We start from the raw sequence: 18307 nt of genomic DNA on the forward strand, positions 1-18307 counted from the left end.
TACGCCGTGTCCCGGCGGCCCATCACCGTGGTCGCGGCCGGTTCCTCCGTACAGGAAGCCTGGACCGCGCCGGGCAGTACGGCCGATGTCGTCGTCCTGGATCTGCAACTGGGCCAGGGCGGCCCCGCGTTCGGCAGCCTGCGACGGCTCGTCGACGCCGGGCGGCAGGTGGTCGTCTACTCGATGCGCGACGACGAGAAGACCGCGCTCAACTGCCTGGACCTGGGGGCCGCGACCTTTCTGACCAAGAGCGAGGGCCAACAGCACCTGGTCGAGGCGACTTTGGCGGCGGCCGACGAACGGCCCTACATGCCGCCCGCGCTGGCCGGCGCGCTGGGAACGAACGCCCGCGCCGACCGCCCCCAACTCTCCGTACGCGAGGAGAACGTACTCATCGAGTGGTTCCAGTCGGAGTCGAAGGAACTCGTCGCGCAGCGCCTCGGCATCTCCACGGGGACGGTCAACTCGTATCTGGACCGCGTGCGTATCAAGTACGCGAACGTGGGCCGCCCCGCCCGGACCAAGGCCAGCCTGGTGGCCCGCGCCGTCCAGGACGGACTGGTCGACGTGGACGACCTCTGAAGCGGTGAAGAGGCCTCAGACGCGAGGCCACCATTCCACATGCTACTCCGATCGGGTGACTCGGTGAGCTGGAACTTGTGGCATATGCCGGGTTCCTGCGTTACTGAACCTATTCCAACCAATGGGCAGCCCGAACCATCCGGGATGCGTGGTGCCGGGATGGTCTGTCCCTTCCACACGTGGGGAAGGTGCAGGTCAGCCGGGGCTGCGATGGGCACCCGGTGGGGGTTGGAAAGCCAGTCGGCGCCGCTTCGGCGGTGCCGACTGGTCTGTTTTCCGGGCTGACCGGGGAAAGACCCTGGGCATACGCCGCCGGGAGTGCATATGCCGACGGGAGGGCGTGCCCCGGTGGTACAGCGGTGGTACGCAGGCGCCCGCCGCGACCCGCTCAACCATCCACGTGTGGTGACTGGCGCCTTGTCAGAGATTCCTCCCTGTGGGGTACTTGAAACAGCGAACCGGTGGGCCGCCCATCCCATAACCGGAGATCACGGTAAAGGGCGGCGCCTGCCGGTTCTTCCTTTGTGCGGCTACGAGGGATCTCCATCGACCGGCGGCACGGCTCAGTAATCCGTCCTCCCGCAAGGGCCCTCCGCGAAGGGTGGCCCGGCGGTCCACAGGTTCCGCTGTGTCCTCTGTCCTGTCTTGTCAGCGAGGAGTCTTTCCATGCCCATCTCTCCGAACCAGGGATCTACCGGCGGTGGCACGCTGGTGACGATCACCGGTACGAACCTGTCCGGCACCACCGCCGTAACCTTCGGCACCAAGCCGGGCACCAGCGTCACCAACGTCTCGCCGACCCAGGTCACCGCCGTGTCGCCCTCGGGCTCCGGCAGTGTCGGGGTGACCGTGACCACCCCCGGTGGCACGAGCAACCCGATTCCGTTCTTCTACGTCGGAGCGCCGTTCAAGTCCTCGCTCGGGCCGACGTCCGGTCCCCTCGTGGGCGGCAACACGGTCACGATCAACGGTGTCGGGCTGGCGACGGCGACCAGTGTGTCGTTCGGCGCCAACTCCGCGACGCCGACGGTCATCTCCGACACCCAGATCACCGTCGCCGTGCCCGCGGGCGTGGCAGCGGGCCCCGTGGGAGTGAGCGTGACCACCGCGGGCGGCACGAACAACGGTCTGTCCTACACCTACGTGGACGTCCCCACCGTTACCTCGGTGACGCCCACCTCAGGACCGACCACCGGCGGTACCGGTGTGACCATCGTCGGTACCAACCTCGGCACCACCGACTCGGTCACCTTCGACGGCAACCCGGCACCGTTCACCCTGGTGAACTCCACCACGATCTCGGCAGTCACCCCGCCCGGCGCCGCCGGCGCGGTCGACGTGGTGGTGACCAACCCGGCCGGTTCCGACACGGCCGCCGGCGCGTTCACCTACGTGACGCCTCCCGGTATCTGACCGCCACCCCCGCTGCCGCCCGGTTCCCACCGGGCGGCAGCTCTCCTTGACCACCGCTGTCCCAGCAGTGGTTCTCGTCTCTCCGCCGTCCGGCCACGCGATCCCCGGTGGGCGGACGGCCCTCATTCACCGAAGCCCCGGACCGGGCGGTTTCCCCGGCCCGGACCGGACATCCGCGTCCCCCCGGGCTTCGCCCTGGCTGCCATAGGAGCATCCTCATGCCGCCTACGATCAACACCATCAATCCCTCGCAAGGGCCCACCACCGGGGGCACCACCGTCACCCTCACCGGCACCGGAATGACGGGGTCCACCGGCGTACGGTTCGGCAGTACCAACGCCCCCTCCTTCGTGGTCAATTCGGCCACCCAGATCACGACGGTGAGCCCGCCCCGTGCCGCGGGCGCGGCGGCGGTGATCGTCCTCCATCCGACCGGCAACAGCAACTCGGTGACATTCACCTATGTGGTCTCACAGGTGCCGGTGGTCACCGGTGTGTCGCCCAGCAGTGGCCCGACGGCGGGTGGCACCAATGTCACCCTCACGGGGACCGGGTTCACCGGAGCCTCGTCGGTCACCTTCGGCGGAGTCCCCGCGACGTCGTTCACGGTGAACTCGGCCACCCAGATCACCGCCGTGACACCCCCCGGCGGCGTCGGCGCCGCGGTGGTGGCCGTCACGACACCGGGAGGCACCAGCGCCCCCGACGTCTTCTTCTTCTACGCCGGGGTCCCCATCCTCACCAGTGCCAGCCCCTCGCAGGGCCCGACGGCCGGCGGTGTGGTGGTCACCCTGACCGGGAGCGATCTGCTCAACGCCACTGCCGTACGGTTCGGCGTCACCAACGCCACCTCGTTCACCGTGGTGTCGGCGACGCAGATCACGGCCACCGCACCGCCGGGGACGGGGAGTTCACCGATCACGGTGGTCACCCCGGGAGGCACGAGCAACCCCGTCGCCTTCAGCTACGTCGCCGCGCCCACCCTGACGTCACTGGTGCCCAGCAGCGGTCCGACGTCCGCGGGCACCGTGGTCACCCTCACCGGTACGAACCTGTCCACCACCTCGGCCGTCACCTTCGGGGGCACCCCCGTCCCGTTCACCGTCGTGTCGGACACCCAGGTCACGGCAGTCGCACCCGCGGGGCCCGCGGGCCCGGTGACCGTGACCGTCACGACGGTCGGCGGCACCAGCCCCGGGCTGACCTACACCCGGGTCCCCCCGCCCGGCATCTGACACCCGGACGCCGGGGTCCAGTCAGGCTACTCGTGGGCGCCGCCTCCCTGGAACGGAAAAGGGGCCCCCATAGCGTGAAGCTCAACGGCGCCCGCACCCTGCGGGCCTAGCCAAAGAGCAAGGAGCAGAACCGGTGAGGATCACACCACGCAGAGGAAGACTTGTCGTCGCCACCGCCATGGCGGCCGTGCTGGGGCTGGCCTCGCCCGCCTGGGCCGCACCGTCGACCACCTCGGTGACCGCCACTCCGCAGTCCGCCGAGGTGGGCGACGCGGTACAGCTGGCGGCGACGATCGACTGTACCGGTGACCCATCAGGTGGGCTCGGCGTGACGTTCTTCGACGGAAGCGACCTGCTCGACACCGTGCCGGTGAACGCCAATGGCCTGGCCAGCTACAGCGCCTCGTTCACCACCGTCGGCTCGCACACCATCACGGCGGCCTACAACGGGAACGATGACTGCGACGCCTCGAACAGCACCACGACCGTCCAGATCACGTCCACCCCCACGCCGCCCGGTCCGCCGAACCCCGGCTTCTGTCTCCTCGCCTGCGGCGGACTGATCGGCTTCAACGTCGGCAAGATCCACAACCCCGTGAACATCTACAAGCACTAGTAGCCCCTGATGGCGGGTGGCCCGGTTTCATGGAGAGCCGACCGATCCGGGCCTCCCGCCGGGGCGTGTGTTGGATGAGAGGGGACCGTCATGGTGTCGTTCACGGACAACTTGGCCGACGATGTCACGCTTGAGGGCGTGGTGATGAACGGTGTGCTCCAGGGGCGCGACGCCGTGCGGGCCCAACTCGGGATTGTTAGTGGGTTCTACCGCGACCGGGTGGACACATTCAGCTTCGACGCCGGCTCCTACCATGTGGAGGAGTACACGGCGGTCGTCGACGGACGGCCGATCAAGGCCACCGCGACAATGCACCGAAACGAGCAGGGCGAGGTCGACGCGGTCGTGGTCAATCACCGGCCCTTGTCGGCCGCGCTGACGTTCTCACGCCTGATCGCCGAATCGTCGCTCGGCGCGGAGTGGGACAGCCGCCGCTTCTACCGCCCTGAGGGCCAGACCTACCAGGACCTCCTGGACTACTCGGACGCGCAGGTAGACACCCACTAGGCCGCCGAGTGTGCGGGGGGCGACGGCAAATAGCCGCCCGGCAGAGGGAGTTCCGGGGTGTTCGGACCGGCGCTCGTCGGAAAGGGCGCGGGCCTGGTCCGTGACGGTGACACGCTCACCGGGCGCCTCACCCCGTTCGCCGACGGCGAGGGCCACCTCGGCCGGAGCGTGTACGACGCGGCGTCCGCCGCCACGACGGTCTACCGGAACGGGAAGCAACTCGCCGTTGCCGATGACGTGTTGGACGCGGTCACGTTCCAACTGCCGCCCGGCAGGGCGAAGTACCGGGTGGTGACCACCGTCGCCCCCGGACGGGACGGGAGTCTCGCCGGTGAGCCCCACGGTCAGCTGGCAGGCGGAGTTCACCTCGGCCCACACGGACGGGGCCGTCGCACTCCCGGCGAGTGTGGCCCGTTACGCGCCGAGGCTCGCCCCTGATTCCACGGCCGCGGCCCGCGTACGGCAGACCGTCCCGGTCACCGTGCGGGCGAGGTTCTGCCCGTCGGACGTAGGACCTACGCGTCCCTGCGCCGCAGGAACCACCAGCCCGCCAGCGTCGCCGCGACCGCCCACAGCGCTGTCACCGCCAGGCCCGCCAGCGGCGCCAGGTCGCCCGGCGGGTCCGCGTACAGGACCTGCTGGCCCGCGCGGTCAGGGAGATAGTCGGTGATGGAACCCGACGCCTCGCCGAGGACCATGGAGAGAACGAGGGTGAACGGGATCACGATGCTCAGGACGGCGACCCCACTGCGCAGCACCGCCGTCAGACCGGCCGCGAAGACCGCCATCAGCGTGAGGTACACCGCTCCGCCCACGACCGCGCGCACCGAGTCTCCGTCGCCCGGGTCCGGCGCCGCGTCGCCCATGAAGGCGCTTCCCGCCAGGAACGAGACAAGCGTGGTCACCAGGCCGAGTGCCAGCGCCAGACCTGCCACGTTCGCGAGCTTCGCCGCGTAGAACAGGCCCCGTTTCGGCACCGCGGTCAGCGAGGCGCGGATGGCTCCCCCCTGGTACTCGGACGACGTCGCCATCGTGCCGAAGGCGATCGCAGCGATCTGGCCCAGGTTGAGACCGATGAACACGGAGTAGAGCGCGTCGAAGTCGGCGCTGTCCGCCTCGGAATCGCCGGTGTCCGCGTTGGCCGCCGCCCCGAAGCCGACCGTCAGTACGAAGCCGGCCAGCAGGGACCAGGCGGTCCCGCGCAGACTCCTGATTTTGATCCACTCGGAGCGGAGCACGGCTGAGGTGGACATGGTCAGGCCTCCTGCGGGGTCGAAGTCGGGGGCGAGATCGAGGTCGGGGTCGTTGGAAGGGGCCCGGCCGGGGCCGGCGCGGAGAACTCCGTCTCACCGGAAGTGAGATCGAGGTACGCCTGCTCCAACGTGGCCTCCTCGGCGGCGAGTTCGAGAAGGACGATGCCTTCCCCGGCGGCCAGGAGGCCGATGTCGTCGATCTCCGCGTTCTCGATCAGTACGCGGCCGTCGTCCGACTCGGCGGGGGCGTGGCCGTGCCGCAGCAGTACCTCGCGCAGCCGTGCGGGCTCCGTCGTACGGACGCGGACACGCGGCTTCACGCGGGACGCGATGAAGTCCTTCGTCGGTGTGTCCGCCAGCAGCCTGCCCTTGCCGAGGACGATCAGATGGTCGGCGAAGGAGGCCGTCTCGCCCATCAGATGGCTGGAGACCAGCACGGTGCGGTTCTCCGCCGCGAGGCCGCGCATCAGCTCGCGGATCCAGATGATGCCCTCGGGGTCGAGGCCGTTCGACGGCTCGTCCAGAAGCAGCACCTCGGGGTCGCCGAGCAGGGCCGCCGCGACGCCCAGGCGCTGGCGCATGCCGAGGGAGAACGTCTTCACCCGGCGGGAGCCCACGCTCGCGATGCCCGTCTGTTCGAGGACCTCGTCCACCCGCCTGTCGGGGATGCGATTGCTCGCGGCGAGCGCGAGGAGGTGGGCGCGGGCGGTGCGGGACCCGTGCGGTGCCTGGGCGTCCAGGAGGGCGCCCACGTGCCGCAGCGGCTCATCGAGTTCGGTGAACGGGCGCCCACCGATCGTTGCCGTGCCGGAGGTGGGGCGGTCCAGACCGAGCACGAGGCGCATGGTGGTCGACTTGCCCGCACCGTTGGGGCCGAGGAACCCGGTGACCTGGCCGGGCCGGACCGAGAAGGTGAGGCGGTCCACCGCACGTACCCGCGGGTAGACCTTGGTCAGGTCCTTCACATCGATCGCTGTCATGCCCACCACGGTGCCGTCCGGGGAAGGGCGACCGCTTCCCCCGGCGGCGGGAGAGAACTCCCCCGGCTGCGGGAGCGTGCTCCCCCACGTGGGGGAGCCACCCGCCGTACGCCGCTGGGACGATGGACCCCATGAGGCGTCTGATCCGGCTGTCGCGGCCCGCGATACGTACGGTCACCTACACCCGGTGGCTGCACCTGTTCATCGGCGCGATGGCGGCGCCGATCGTCGGACTGGTCTACCCGGGGCTGGACGATGACGACGCCCTATGGCTGCTGCCGTTCGTGCCTCTGCCGTTGGTCGCGATCGCCGCGTGTGTCCCCGGTATGCGGGTGGCCGAGACGATGCAGGCGCAACTGCTGCTCTTTCCCAGACCGACGGCGCCGGCTCGGCGACAGGACCTCGGGATCGCCGGTTCGCCCTCGGCCTCGTGGGGCGACCGCTGGCGGGTCTTCGAATGGATGACGCTGCGGCTGTGGCTCGGCTTCGGGGTCACCGCTGTCACCATCAACGGCGCCGTGCTGGTGCTGGGGCTGCTGACGCCGTCCCTGTGGCCGCCGTTCGGGCCCACGGTGCAGCTGCCGGGGGAGTGGCACTGGTGGTACCCGCTGCTCGCCCCGGTGACAGGCGCCGCGTTGCTCGCCCTCACCTGGGCGTCCGGTGCGCTGATGGCCGCGCTCGCGCCCCGGCTGCTCGGTCCGTCCCCCGCGGAGCGGTTCGCGGAACTGGAGGAGCGTACGGAGCGGTTGCGGGAACGCACCCGGATCGCCCGCGAGTTGCACGACACCATCGGGCACGCGCTCACCATCGCCGTGGTGCAGGCGGGCGCGGCGCGCGCGGCCGGGACGCCGGAGTTCACCGACCGGGCGCTGGCCGCCATCGAGGACACGGGGCGCGAGGCCCTGTCCGAACTGGACCGGGTCCTACGGCTGTTGCGCGATGACGGCAGCCCGGCGGAACAGCGGTTCACGCTCGCCCGTGCCGGACGGCTGGTGGAGTCGGCGCGCGGGGCCGGGGCCGATGTGATCACGGAGACGGACGGGGACGTCGACGGCCTGCCCGGACCGGTCTCGCGTGAGGGCTACCGGATGCTCCAGGAGTGCCTCACCAATGTGCTGCGGCACGCGGGTCCGGTGCCGGTGACCGTACGGACCGAGGTCCGCGACGGCCGGCTGGAGCTGGAGGTGCGGAACAAACTGCCCGCCGAGCCTGGCGACTTCCGCGACGGGGGCTCCGGGCTGCGCGGGCTGCACGAGCGGGCCGTACTGCTCGGCGGGGTGGCCGAGTACGGGCCGCACGGGGGAGAGTGGCGGGTCCGCGTCACCCTGCCGCTACGGTGACCCGCATGCCGATCACCGTTCTGCTCGTCGACGACGACGCCCTCGTACGTGCCGGGCTGCGCGCCATCCTTGAGGCGCAGCCCGACATCGAGGTCGTCGGCGAGGCGGCGGACGGCGCCGCCGTCATCCCCCTGCTGCGGAAGTTGCGGCCGGACGTCGTCGCCATGGACGTACGTATGCCGCTGATGGACGGCATCGAGGCGACGCGGGCGGTGCTGCGGACGGTCGCCGATCCTCCGAGGATCCTCGTCATCACGACGTTCGACGAGGACGAGTACGTCTACGAGGCGCTGCGCGCCGGCGCCGACGGGTTCCTGCTCAAGCGCGCGCGGCCCAGCGAGATCGTGCACGCCGTGCGGATCGTCGCGGAGGGCGAGTCGCTGCTCTTTCCGCCCGCGCTGCGCTCCCTCGCCGCCGCGCACGGCGACGAATCCTCACGGCGCGCACTGGAGAAGGCGGCGCTCACCGGACGCGAGGGCCAGGTCCTGCGGCTCGTGGCCCGGGGACTGACGAACGCGGAGATCGCCGCGCGGCTGCATCTGGGCACCGAGACGGTGAAGACGCATGTGAGCGGGGTGCTCGCGAAGCTCGGCGCGCGGGACCGTATCCAGGCGGTGATCACGGCGTACGAGTCGGGCTTCATCACTCCGGGGGCCGACGAGTAGCGGATGCCGGCCGGTCGGCGCTCGGCCGGCAGGCAGGCTGGCCGGTCACGGCTTACGGGCGATTCCCGCGTAGCAGGCGGCTTCCGCGTCCGTGACGTTCTCGGCCTGGTCCTCAAGGTCGGGGCGCCAGCGCTGGGAGGGGACGAGGCCCGGGTCGAGGAGGTCCCAGCCGTCGAAGAGGCGGGCGATGTCCGCCTGGGAGCGCGCCTGCCCCGGGGTGCCGGCGGCGCGGTACGCGCCCGTGAGGCGGGCGATGCCCTCGGGGTCGAAGTCGGGGGTGACATGGGTGATGGTGAGGGTGCTTCCCTTGGGGAGCGCCGCCTTGAGGTGTTCGACGATGCCGTGGGCGCCCCCGTCGACAAGGTCGTCGGTGATGAAGTGGAGCAGCGCGTTGAGGCTCAGGGCGATGGGCCGCGTGAAGTCGAGGGTGTCCGATATCTCGGGTGTCGCCAGGAGTCCGGCGGGGTCGGTGGCGTCGGCGTGGGCGTAGGCGGTGTGGCCGTCGGCATGGCTGTGGAGCAGGGCGCGGGCGTGGGCGAGGACGATCGGGTCGTTGTCGGTGTAGACGACACGGGATGAGGGGGTGACCTCCTGCGCGACCTCGTGGAGGTTGGGGGAGGTGGGGATGCCGGTGCCGATGTCGAAGAACTGGGTCATGCCCTGCTGCGCGAGGAACCGCGTCGAGCGGCGCATGAAACGCCGGTTGATCCGGGCGGTGGCCAGGAGGGAGGGGAAGGCGGCCAGAGCCTTGCCGGCGGCTTCCCGGTCGGCGGGGAAGTTGGTGGTGCCGCCGAGGTAGTAGTCGTACATACGCGCCGAGTGCGCCTGATCCAGCTTCAGGTCCACCGTGCTGTCGTCCGCCATGCCGGGCTCCCGGGGGGTTCTGCGTCGTCTGATCGTGGTCGTCTGATTGTGCGCCGGGTGCGCGCCCGCGTGAACGCCCCCCTTCGCCATCGCAGTTCACTTCCCGCCGCCCGCAGGTGACAACCGTGGAAGCGGAAGCCGTTCTGCGAAGGCGTGCGCCGCCGGGCTCGGACGCATGGGGAATGCACCGTCGGGACCTCCACCCGAACGCTTTAGTAGTCATACTATTGCTGTCTGTGAGAATCTTTGGGGGATGGGCCGCACAGGAAGGCCCGTCCTCAGGTTGGCTGACTCATGAGACAGCAGGTCTCCGCCGACGTCCTCCGCAGTGGAGCGGCGGGGCGCCCAGTCACTCAAGGACTTTTGTGGAACTCGATCTGGAAGGTCCGGTGGACCGGGGAACCGCCGCCCGGATCCTCCCCGGCGCCATACGCACTCGTAACCACTGCCTGCCGGCCACGGCGCCGCGCGCCGAGAACGGGACGTGATGGCGGCTTCTTCGCCCAGGACACGGGGTAACGGCGCGAGCGCTCCCTGGGACGCCCGACGGGAGGTGCTGGGTCTGACCTTCGACGCCTTCCACGACTACCACCGCACACCGTGGATGCGTTACGCCCACACCCAGGTCGGCGGCCGGCCCGCGGCGGAGACCGTCGTGGACGCCGCGTGCGCGCGTCTGAAGAGCGACTGGAAGTACGTCCTGGCGCAGGAGTCGGTGCCCCAGTACGCGTGGTCGCTGCTGAAGGAGGAGATCCACCGCTGGCTGGACGAACGCGGGCTCGAACCCCTCCTGGTGGGCACCGCGGCCTTCCACGCGGCCATCGGGAAACTCCTCCTGCACGAGCCGCGCGACGAGTTCGCCGTCCTGGCGGGCGAACTCGGCCTGTACGCGGCCATCGCCGGTCTGCCCGAGCGCCAGTACGACGTCATCGTCCTGCGGTTCGTCCTCGGCATGGACGAGGAGCATGTCGCGGAGTATCTCGGCATCGAACCCGCCACCGTACGCTCCCATGTACGGCACGCCCGACGGCGCCTGGCACGCGAGCTCAACATCAAGACCGGCCCGACCGAGACGGAAGACTAGACGTGCGCACCAACGACCACGCTTCCATCAGCGACCTGCTGAACCAGGCGGAAGTCCTCGCGGACACCTACACGGACTACGACACCGAGGCCGCCCGGCGGCGCGTCGACACCAAGGCCGGCTCCCCGGATCCCGGCGACGGCACCGATGCGCGGCGTCCAGTCGCCGCCCACGAGCAGGCCGCCCGGGATCTCGACCTGGCGGTCGCCCTCATCGTCGACACCCCGCAGGCGGCAGCGGCGTTGGAGCGGCTGGCGGACGACGACCGGCCCGACCCCGAGGGCGCGGTCGTCTTCGCCGCACTGCTCCACCTGGCCCGGGACCATGACGCGGCCCAGTTCTGGTGGCAGTTCGCCGCCGGCGGCGGCAACCGGACCGCCGCTTTCTGTCTCTCCCTCGCGCACGGGCGGCGCGCGGAGTTCAGTGACGCCAGACACTGGCGCGCGGAGGCCCGAAGACTGGACACCGCCCCGGCCGGCCCCACGCCGACCCCGCCCGCCCGCCCACTGCTGCCGGAGAGCATCCGCCACCAACTGCTCACCCAGTGCCGCTCCGGCACCCGCCCGACCCTCCCGGCCCGGCTGGAGGCGGTCATCAACCGCCTCCCGGTCGACCCGGACCTCGACTACGGCACCATCCCCCGCCCGGTCCCCACTCTGACCCACGACCTCCCCCACGACCACCAAGCCCCGCCCGGCACACGGCCGTGAGCCGGTCACCGGCGGTCCGGCAACCGCCGGGTGGTGGGTGGCGGACCGGGTGGTGAGCGGGGCGGCGTCAGGCGTGGATCACCGTCTCCTTGGTGTTGTAGCCCTCGATCCGCAGTGCCGGGCGGCCCGAACGCAGGGACTGTGACGGCCAGTTCAGTGTCACCGTTCGCGACTCGCCGGGGAGCAGCCAGAGGTAGTTGTCGCCGTACAGCGTCGGCAGCACCCGTCCGCCGTCCTTGGCGTCCAGCAGCGACAGGCGCAGCATCGATGCCACCGCCGTGCCCCGGTTGCGTACCGTCACGCTCATCGTGCGGTGTTCGCCCGAGCGGGAGACATGGCCGAGGTCGGCGGTGACCTTCACCGGGCGGGACGTGTTCAGTGCCCGCATGTCGGAGGGGCTGCGGTAGCGCCAGTACGTGTTCTCCGACAGCGACCTGCCCTTGCTGTCCTCCAGGACCAGCCGCAGCAGATGCAGGTCGGGCAGGTCCTCCCCGAACGCGGCCGTGAACGCGGGGGTGGTGCTCGACGCGGCGATGTCCACTTTCGTGTGGCGGCTCGAACCGAGTTGGCTGCCCGTCAGGTCGTACAGCCGGGCCGTCACCGTGACCCCCTTGAGCGCGCGCCCGGTGTGGTTGACCGCGATCACGTCCCACTTCTGCGGGTCGGCCTGCACATGGACGGCTTCGCACGCCTTACGGGCACCGTAGTACGTGCCGTTGACGTCGAAGTCGTAGTCGTACGTCTGCCACACCGTGCTGTGCCAGGCCGGGTGGGACATCCACAGCATCAGGCCGCTGGCGTCCTTCCAGAGGTTGGCGTTCCACGCCTCGAACATGGCGCGCACGTTGTCGTAGTTGACGAACTGCGCCTTGCGCGTGAAGTCGTCCAGATCCCCGGCCGTGCCCAGCCGTGTCTCGATCGCGGCGCGGTAGTTCTGCGGGGCCTGGTTCCCCCGGGTGCTCCAGTCGTGGTAGTACCACGCCTCGCCGATCGGCCACTCCGGCTCGTCGCCGACCAGGTTGCGCATGCTCTCCGCCGTCGAGACCACGGGCATGCCGATCTCCGTGTGGAAGCCGAAGTGGCCCCCGCCGTAGGTGGACCGGGAGAAGTAGCGCTCCGGCTCCACCCAGCCGTACGGACCGCCGCCGGAGATGATGCCGCCGGCCGAGTTGTTCTGGTAGAAGATGCCCGGCGCCTCCGAAAGGACCGCCTCCCGCATGCCGTTGTCGATCGCGGCGGGCGGGTTGCCCTCGTTGGCCCCGCACCACAGGACGACGCTGGGGTGCGTGCGGTAGCGGCGTACGGTGTCGCGCGCCAGCGTGTTGAACGCGTCGTGGTCCGGCGGGTCCATGGCCCACGCGTTCGGGAAGTCGTTCCAGACGAGGAGCCCGTACTCGTCACAACTGGCGAAGAACTCCTCGCGGTTGCTGCTGCCGAGCCAGTTCCGGATCATGGTGAAGTTCATGTCCCGGTGCATCCGCACCGCCGTGTCCATCCGCTCGGCGGGCATCCGGCGCAGGAGTTCGTCCCAGCCCCAGTTGCCGCCCCGGCAGAAGACCCGTACACCGTTCACGCTGATCTTCAGCGGTTCGGGGGTGTTGTCGACGGACTTCACGTCCGTCCACTTCTCACCGTCGTCGGAGATCTGGATGACATACGTCTTGGGATACGCGGGCTCCCAGACGATCACCACCCGGTCGAAGGAGACGGAAGCGCCGAGGTCCACCTGGATCCACTGGTTGTCCTCGTAGGCGGAGGACCAACGGGTGTCGGCCTTCCCGTCGGTGGCGTTGGCCGCCTTGCTGTCACCGTCCTCCGTGGAGGCCGTGGCCTCCTTGTGCAGGGCCAGGTCGGTGCCCGGCCGCGCACTGTCGATCACCGAAAGCGTCCACAGCGAGTTGCCCCAACTGGTCGCCCGCTCACCGCCGTTGATCCGCACATAGCGCGCCTCGCGGGCACCGGTGTCGACACTCTGCAGACTCGCGTTGGCGTTCTTGAACGGCAGCGGCACCGCCGAGTTGTCGACCGACTCCGCGTCCGTCCAGTTGTCGCCGTCGGCGGAGATCTGGACGACGTACGTCTTCGCGTACGCCTGCTCCCACGTCAGGTCCACGCGGTCGAAGGAGACGGAAGCGCCGAGGTCCACCTGGATCCAGTGGTCGTCCTCGAACTTCGAGGCCCAGCGGGTCCTGGCGTCTCCGTCGGTGACATTGCCCGCCTCATGACCCGCCTCGTCCACGGACGAGGCGATGGCCTCCTTGCGCAGCGCCAGGTCCGTGCCCGGCGCGGCGCTGTCGATAACCGACAGACCCCACAGCGATGAGCCCCAGTCGGTGGCGCGCGTCAGACAGCGGACGCGTACGTACCGCGCCGTCCTGGCCCCCAGCGGGACCGACTGCGTGTACGCGTCGGTCCCGCCGCCGAACGGCAGCGGCACCGCGTACTCGTAGCCGAACTGGCGGATGCCGAAGCGCGTGGTGCGCCGGTCGCTCTCCTTCCCGCCGACCGCCGCGACGAGAGTGAGGTCCTGCAGGGCGGGCTCGCCGTAGCCGTTGGGCCACCACAGCCGCGGGTCGCGCACCCGCAGGCTCTGGTGGTCGGCCGGCGTGAAGACGACATCGGTGGAGCCGCCGCCCGGCACGGTGACGGTGCGGGAGACCCGTACGTCGCCGAACGACGCGGTGACCGTCACGCGTTGCTCCGCCGTGTCGGCGTTGCGCACCGGCACGACGACCGTCACCTCGGCGACGCGGGTGTCCGGCAGATCCGGCAGGGTCGTGTCGACACGCGGGTCGCCGATGACGGCGTGACCGGTCGAGCGCAGCCGTACGTGGTTCCAGATGCCGGAGACCCGGTCGCGTACGGCGGGCATCCAGTCCCAGCCCGAAGCGGCAAGATACGTCGGGGAGTTGCGGTTCATCATGTTGGCACCGGCGTCCACGAAGGCAAGACCGGCCTCGCTCTTGTCGCCGGGGCTGCCGGGGAAGGGCATGGGCGTGATCCGTACGGCCAGCGTCTGCTCGCCGTCGGCCGCCAGCAGCGGTGTCACGTCGTGGGAGGAGCGCGCGAAGGGGTACGTCAGCCCGCCGGCCCGCTCGCCGTTGAGCCAGATGTCCGCCTGGTGGTTCACACCGTCGAACTCCAGCCAGACATGGCGCCCGGAGCCGGTACGCAGGCGGTCCGGCAGCCGGAAGCCGCGCCGGTACCACCAGGAGTGGCGCGACAGCGCCTCCGGGATGTGCAGGTTGTTCATGCCCGAGACCGGGTCGGGCAGATGGCCCTGCTCCACCAGTGAGCCGAGGACCGTGCCGGGGACGGTCGCGGGCAGCCAGCGGCTGGTGTCGACCGACGGCCGGGACAGCTCGGCGCCCTCGGCACCCGCCCAGTCGTCCATGGTCAGCGTCCAGCCGGACTCCAGCGGCACGGTGCCGTCGTCGGCGACCTTCAGCGCGGGGGCCCGGTGGTCGTGGGTGCCCCAGTCGGTCCACCCGGTGGCGGCGGGGCGGTGGCCCTTGGCGGTGCCGTACACCTCGAACCCGTTGAGACCCAGCGGGTTGGCGTTCGAGCGCTTCGTTACCGTCATCCGCACCCAGCGCGCGGTGGTCGCCCTGTCCAGCTTGATCTCGGCGACTCCGCCGGTGCCGTCCGTGGTGCGGTGGACGGTGGTCCACGTGCGGCGGTCCCGGGAGGTCTCGATGGTGAAGGCTACGGCGCAACTGGAGAGGATCTCCTGCCCGGTCGTGTTGTCACGGGGGCTGCCGGTGGGGGACGGGGTGAAGACCGGGTCGTCCGCGGTGGCTTCGAAGGTGAGCCGGACCGAGTCGACGGTGCACTCCGCCTGGAGATCGACGGAGATCCACTGCGGGTCACCGGCGGCGGCGCGCCAGCCGCTGCCCTTCACACCGGGGGAGTTGAGCTTGTCGACCACGAACTCGGCCGGGTTGGGCGCGTAGTCGACCGACGACACCTGGACGGGGCGGTACGCGGCGAGTTCACCCCGGCCGCGGGCGGCGTCGGCGGTGAGCGCGGTGCCGGCGGCGTGGCCGGTTCCGGGCAGCGCGACCCCGAGGCCGAAACCGGCGAGCAGGGTCGAGCCGGTCGCGACAACTGCTCTGCGGGAAGGGTGAGATGACTGGTTCTGCATGAGTGACGTGGTCCATTCCAGGCGAGCCCTCAAGAGCAAACGGCCTGCACAGACCGTCTGACAACGTTGCCATAGGCTGTAATCCCGCACGGGTTCTGTCAAGAGCCGGGACGATTCCGCCGAGTTGCCCGATGAGAAGCGCCCGTGCCGACGGTCTGATGTGCACGAGGGCCGGAACCGTCCGGCCGGGGACACGACGAAGGAGACGCGTCAGCATGGTCATCGCCGGAATCTCGATGTCGCTGGACGGGTTCGTCACCGGGCCGAACGTCACCCGCGAGCGGCAACTGGGGGACGGGGGCGACGTCCTGCACCAATGGCTGACGGAGCCGGACCCCGGCGACGTCGAGCTGCTGGCCGCGATGGGCACCGGGCTCGGTTCGATCCTGATGGGCCGGCGCTCCTACGACCTGGCCGAAGGAGACGGCGGCTGGGGCGACGGCGGGCCCGGCGGGCCGGCGCCCTGCTTCGTACTCACCCACAACGCCCCGGCCCCGGGGACCGTCCGGGCGCCGTCGGTCTTCACCTTCGTCACCGACGGCATCCACAGCGCGGTGGAGCGGGCGCGGGCGGCGGCGGGGGACAGGACGGTCGGCGTGCACGGGGCGAGCGCCGCCCAGCAGTGCCTTGCCGCCGGTCTGCTGGACGAGATCCAGATCCATCTGGCGCCGGTCCTGCTCGGCGGCGGCACACGGCTGTTCGAGCACCTGGGCGGCCGGCACCGGCTGGAGCGTACCCAGGCGGTCGGGACCACCCACGCCACCCACCTGCGGTTCAAGGTGATCCGCTGACCCGTGATCCACTGGTCCACGGGCGCGCGGGCCGGCGGTGCGCGGATGGTGTCACCCGGCCGTGTCACAGGGGGCCGGGCTGTCTCGTCCCAGAGGGTGCAACCACTGACGACGACCGCAGAGGAGCACACCATGAACGCCGGGAACGCCCGACTGAACTACTTCGCCAGCCCCGCCGTCGGCAAGATCTCCAAGACCTTCATGTCGGTGGGCATGGGGCTCAAGGCGTCGGCGCTGCCCGCCGCGACACAGGAGCTCGTGGCGCTTCGCGTGAGCCAGATCAACGGCTGCGCCGTCTGCATCGACATCCACGTCAAGGAGGCCGTCGCCCTCGGCGAGACCGACGTGCGGCTGAACCTGGTCACGGCCTGGCGGGAGGCCGGCTCGCTGTTCACCGACGCCGAGCGGGCCGCGCTGACGCTCGCGGAGGAGGGGACCAGGGTCGCGGACGCGGCGGGCGGGGTCAGCGACGAGACGTGGGAGTACGCCGCCAAGCACTACGACGAGGAGCAGCTCACCGCCCTGGTGATCCTGGTGTCCTTCATGAACACGGTGAACCGGCTCAACATCATCACCCAGCAGCCGCTCGCCGACTACCGGGCCGGGCAGCTCGACCGGATGGCTGCGGCGGCCGGAGAGGAGTCGGCGTGAGCGAGGTCGACGAGTTCGAGGAGCTGCGGCCGCTGCTGTTCTCGATCGCCTACCGGATCCTGGGCAGCGTGAGTGAGGCCGAGGACGCGGTGCAGGAGACATGGCTGCGCTTCGACGGCTCGGCGACGCGGCCCGCGTCGGCCAAGGCATTTCTGTCGGCCGTGGTGACCCGGATCTCGATCGATGTGCTGCGTTCCGCGCGCGTACGGCGGGAGCAGTACGTGGGCCCGTGGTTCCCCGAGCCGCTGCTCAGCGATCCGTACGAGGATCCGGCGCGGTCGGTGGAGCTGGCCGACTCGGTGTCGATCGCGGCGCTGCTGCTGTTGGAGCGGCTCACCCCGCTGGAGCGGGCGGTCTTCCTGATGCGGGAGGTGTTCGCCTTCGGGTTCGACGAGATCGCCGGGGCGGTGGGGCGCTCGGAGGCGGCGTGCCGGCAACTGCTGGTCCGGGCGCGGCGGCACATGGAGGCCGGGCGCCCGCGGTTCGAGGCGGACCGCGAGGAACGTCAGAAGCTGGCGGCACGGTTCTTCGACGCGCTGAAGGACGGCGACGTGGTCGGGCTGCGGGATCTGCTGGCGGCGGACGCGCAGCTGGTCGGCGACGGCGGAGGGAAGGCGCCGCAGCTGGGCAGGGCTCTCGTGGGCGCGCAGAGGGTTGCGCGGGTGCTGGGCACGGTCTTCCCCTTGCTGAGCCGGATCGACGTGACGTTCGAGCCGCACGAGGTCAACGGCCAGCCCGGTGCGATCTTCCGCGACCGGGACGGCAAGGTGCTCCATATCCTTGCCTTGGACGTCCTCGACGGGCAGATCCAGACGATCCGCACGATCCTCAACCCCGACAAGCTCGGCCACCTCGGGCCGGTCGCCGACGCGTGGGCCATCGACCGCGAACTGAAGCGGGAGCGCCGGCGCGGATGAGATCGGAACGGGACCGGCGCGTACGGACCAGGTCGAGAACGGAGCGTCCGCCGGGCGGGTGGTCGTGGACGATGAACTGCGCCTGGCCGCCCTCCCGTTCGAGCGGGACGACGGAAAGGCGCGCCGCGTCGGCGGCGCCGGAGGTGAGCAGCTGCCCGTTGTTGTCCGGGTGTGCGGTGGCCGGTTGACCGGCCGCGGCCCAGATGGACGCGATACGGGTACCGTGCGCGGCAGCCGCGCTGCGCGTCCCGGGCGGCGGGCGTGAGGACCGCGGCAGGGTGAATGAACCCGCGTCGACGTCCGGTTGCTCGGCACACACGCGCACCTGGTAGCCGCGGCTGCCAGGTGCGAGCCGGGTCCGGGCGAAGACCTCGATCGGGGTGGCCAGGTAGAAGGGGACGACCTGACCGAGAGCGAGGACGCCGACGGTGTGCATGCCGGGAAGAAACCTGCCGGGGTGCGGGGCCAATGGCGCCCGGGGGCGGCGCGGCTCCTCCGCCGAGGGCGAGTTGCGGAAGTGGCGTTGCCCGCCTGAAGGGGGGCTCACGCCGGGCG

At 70.6% G+C, this 18307-nt stretch carries 17 protein-coding genes and 1 pseudogene; 13 read left to right on the forward strand and 5 right to left on the reverse strand.

What is annotated here, in order from left to right:
• From ACFWV8_RS36555 to ACFWV8_RS36580, 6 genes are all read left to right on the forward strand, one after another.
• The coding region (locus tag ACFWV8_RS36555) for a response regulator (protein WP_384214524.1) at positions 1-582 on the forward strand (582 nt) is incomplete at its 5' end.
• A gap of 666 nt (positions 583-1248) precedes the next feature.
• Positions 1249-1995 carry an IPT/TIG domain-containing protein gene (locus tag ACFWV8_RS36560; RefSeq protein WP_384214529.1) on the forward strand — a complete coding sequence of 249 codons (747 nt, stop codon included), beginning with the start codon at positions 1249-1251 and terminating at the stop codon, positions 1993-1995.
• A 218-nt stretch (positions 1996-2213) separates the two neighbouring features.
• Positions 2214-3230 carry an IPT/TIG domain-containing protein gene (locus tag ACFWV8_RS36565; RefSeq protein ID WP_384214532.1) on the forward strand — a complete coding sequence of 339 codons (1017 nt, stop codon included), beginning with the start codon at positions 2214-2216 and terminating at the stop codon, positions 3228-3230.
• Between the two features lie 133 nt (positions 3231-3363).
• Positions 3364-3846, forward strand: coding sequence for an Ig-like domain-containing protein (locus tag ACFWV8_RS36570; RefSeq protein ID WP_384214536.1), 483 nt, complete (start codon positions 3364-3366; stop codon positions 3844-3846).
• Positions 3847-3936: 90 nt separating this feature from the next.
• Positions 3937-4353 (forward strand): hypothetical protein, encoded by a 417-nt coding sequence (locus tag ACFWV8_RS36575; protein ID WP_384214540.1) that lies wholly within the window; start codon positions 3937-3939, stop codon positions 4351-4353.
• A 57-nt stretch (positions 4354-4410) separates the two neighbouring features.
• The gene (locus ACFWV8_RS36580; protein WP_384214543.1) at positions 4411-4791 is read left to right on the forward strand and encodes a hypothetical protein; all 381 of its coding nucleotides are present in this window, start codon (positions 4411-4413) and stop codon (positions 4789-4791) included.
• Positions 4792-4868: 77 nt separating this feature from the next.
• Here the strand turns inward: ACFWV8_RS36580 and ACFWV8_RS36585 are convergent, their stop codons facing one another.
• Together ACFWV8_RS36585 and ACFWV8_RS36590 are read right to left on the reverse strand one after the other, a co-directional pair.
• The gene (locus tag ACFWV8_RS36585) at positions 4869-5606 is read right to left on the reverse strand and encodes an ABC transporter permease (RefSeq protein ID WP_384214546.1); all 738 of its coding nucleotides are present in this window, start codon (positions 5604-5606) and stop codon (positions 4869-4871) included.
• 2 nt (positions 5607-5608) lie between these two features.
• Positions 5609-6586 (reverse strand): ABC transporter ATP-binding protein, encoded by a 978-nt coding sequence (locus ACFWV8_RS36590; protein WP_384214549.1) that lies wholly within the window; start codon positions 6584-6586, stop codon positions 5609-5611.
• A gap of 131 nt (positions 6587-6717) precedes the next feature.
• On the opposite strand from ACFWV8_RS36590, the gene ACFWV8_RS36595 reads away from it, so the two are divergent.
• Positions 6718-7926, forward strand: a complete 1209-nt coding sequence (locus ACFWV8_RS36595) for a sensor histidine kinase (RefSeq protein WP_384214552.1) — start codon at positions 6718-6720, stop codon at positions 7924-7926.
• A gap of 5 nt (positions 7927-7931) precedes the next feature.
• Positions 7932-8591 carry a response regulator gene (locus ACFWV8_RS36600; protein WP_384214555.1) on the forward strand — a complete coding sequence of 220 codons (660 nt, stop codon included), beginning with the start codon at positions 7932-7934 and terminating at the stop codon, positions 8589-8591.
• A 45-nt stretch (positions 8592-8636) separates the two neighbouring features.
• Here ACFWV8_RS36600 and ACFWV8_RS36605 read toward each other — a convergent pair whose 3' ends face one another.
• The gene (locus ACFWV8_RS36605; RefSeq protein WP_384214557.1) at positions 8637-9455 is read right to left on the reverse strand and encodes an SAM-dependent methyltransferase; all 819 of its coding nucleotides are present in this window, start codon (positions 9453-9455) and stop codon (positions 8637-8639) included.
• A gap of 553 nt (positions 9456-10008) precedes the next feature.
• Here ACFWV8_RS36605 and ACFWV8_RS36610 point away from each other — a divergent pair.
• Positions 10009-10539: a sigma factor-like helix-turn-helix DNA-binding protein gene (locus tag ACFWV8_RS36610; protein ID WP_384214560.1), complete on the forward strand. Its 531-nt coding sequence runs from the start codon at positions 10009-10011 to the stop codon at positions 10537-10539.
• Positions 10540-10541: 2 nt separating this feature from the next.
• The gene (locus ACFWV8_RS36615) at positions 10542-11249 is read left to right on the forward strand and encodes a hypothetical protein (protein ID WP_384214563.1); all 708 of its coding nucleotides are present in this window, start codon (positions 10542-10544) and stop codon (positions 11247-11249) included.
• Positions 11250-11316: 67 nt separating this feature from the next.
• On the opposite strand, the gene ACFWV8_RS36620 is transcribed toward ACFWV8_RS36615, so the two are convergent.
• Complete coding sequence (locus ACFWV8_RS36620) at positions 11317-15393, reverse strand: discoidin domain-containing protein (protein ID WP_384214565.1); 4077 nt, start codon at positions 15391-15393, stop codon at positions 11317-11319.
• Between the two features lie 215 nt (positions 15394-15608).
• Between ACFWV8_RS36620 and ACFWV8_RS36625 the strand changes: the two genes are divergently transcribed.
• The 3 genes from ACFWV8_RS36625 to ACFWV8_RS36635 all read left to right on the forward strand — a co-directional run bounded on the left by ACFWV8_RS36625 (position 15609) and on the right by ACFWV8_RS36635 (position 17752).
• On the forward strand, positions 15609-16184 hold the full coding sequence (locus ACFWV8_RS36625) for a dihydrofolate reductase family protein (protein WP_384214567.1): 576 nt from the start codon (positions 15609-15611) through the stop codon (positions 16182-16184).
• Positions 16185-16316: 132 nt separating this feature from the next.
• On the forward strand, positions 16317-16835 hold the full coding sequence (locus ACFWV8_RS36630) for a carboxymuconolactone decarboxylase family protein (RefSeq protein ID WP_384214569.1): 519 nt from the start codon (positions 16317-16319) through the stop codon (positions 16833-16835).
• A complete protein-coding gene (locus ACFWV8_RS36635; protein WP_384214571.1) occupies positions 16832-17752 on the forward strand; it encodes an RNA polymerase sigma-70 factor in 921 nt (306 codons plus the stop codon). The genes ACFWV8_RS36630 and ACFWV8_RS36635 overlap by 4 nt, the downstream gene beginning before the upstream one ends.
• A gap of 52 nt (positions 17753-17804) precedes the next feature.
• Here the strand turns inward: ACFWV8_RS36635 and ACFWV8_RS36640 are convergent.
• Positions 17805-18188 (reverse strand): annotated as a pseudogene (locus ACFWV8_RS36640) (AraC family transcriptional regulator); the annotation flags it as partial.
• Between the last annotated feature and the right edge of the window lie 119 nt (positions 18189-18307).

This window comes from Streptomyces sp. NPDC058665, from assembly GCF_042714995.1.
Lineage (GTDB): Bacteria > Actinomycetota > Actinomycetes > Streptomycetales > Streptomycetaceae > Streptomyces.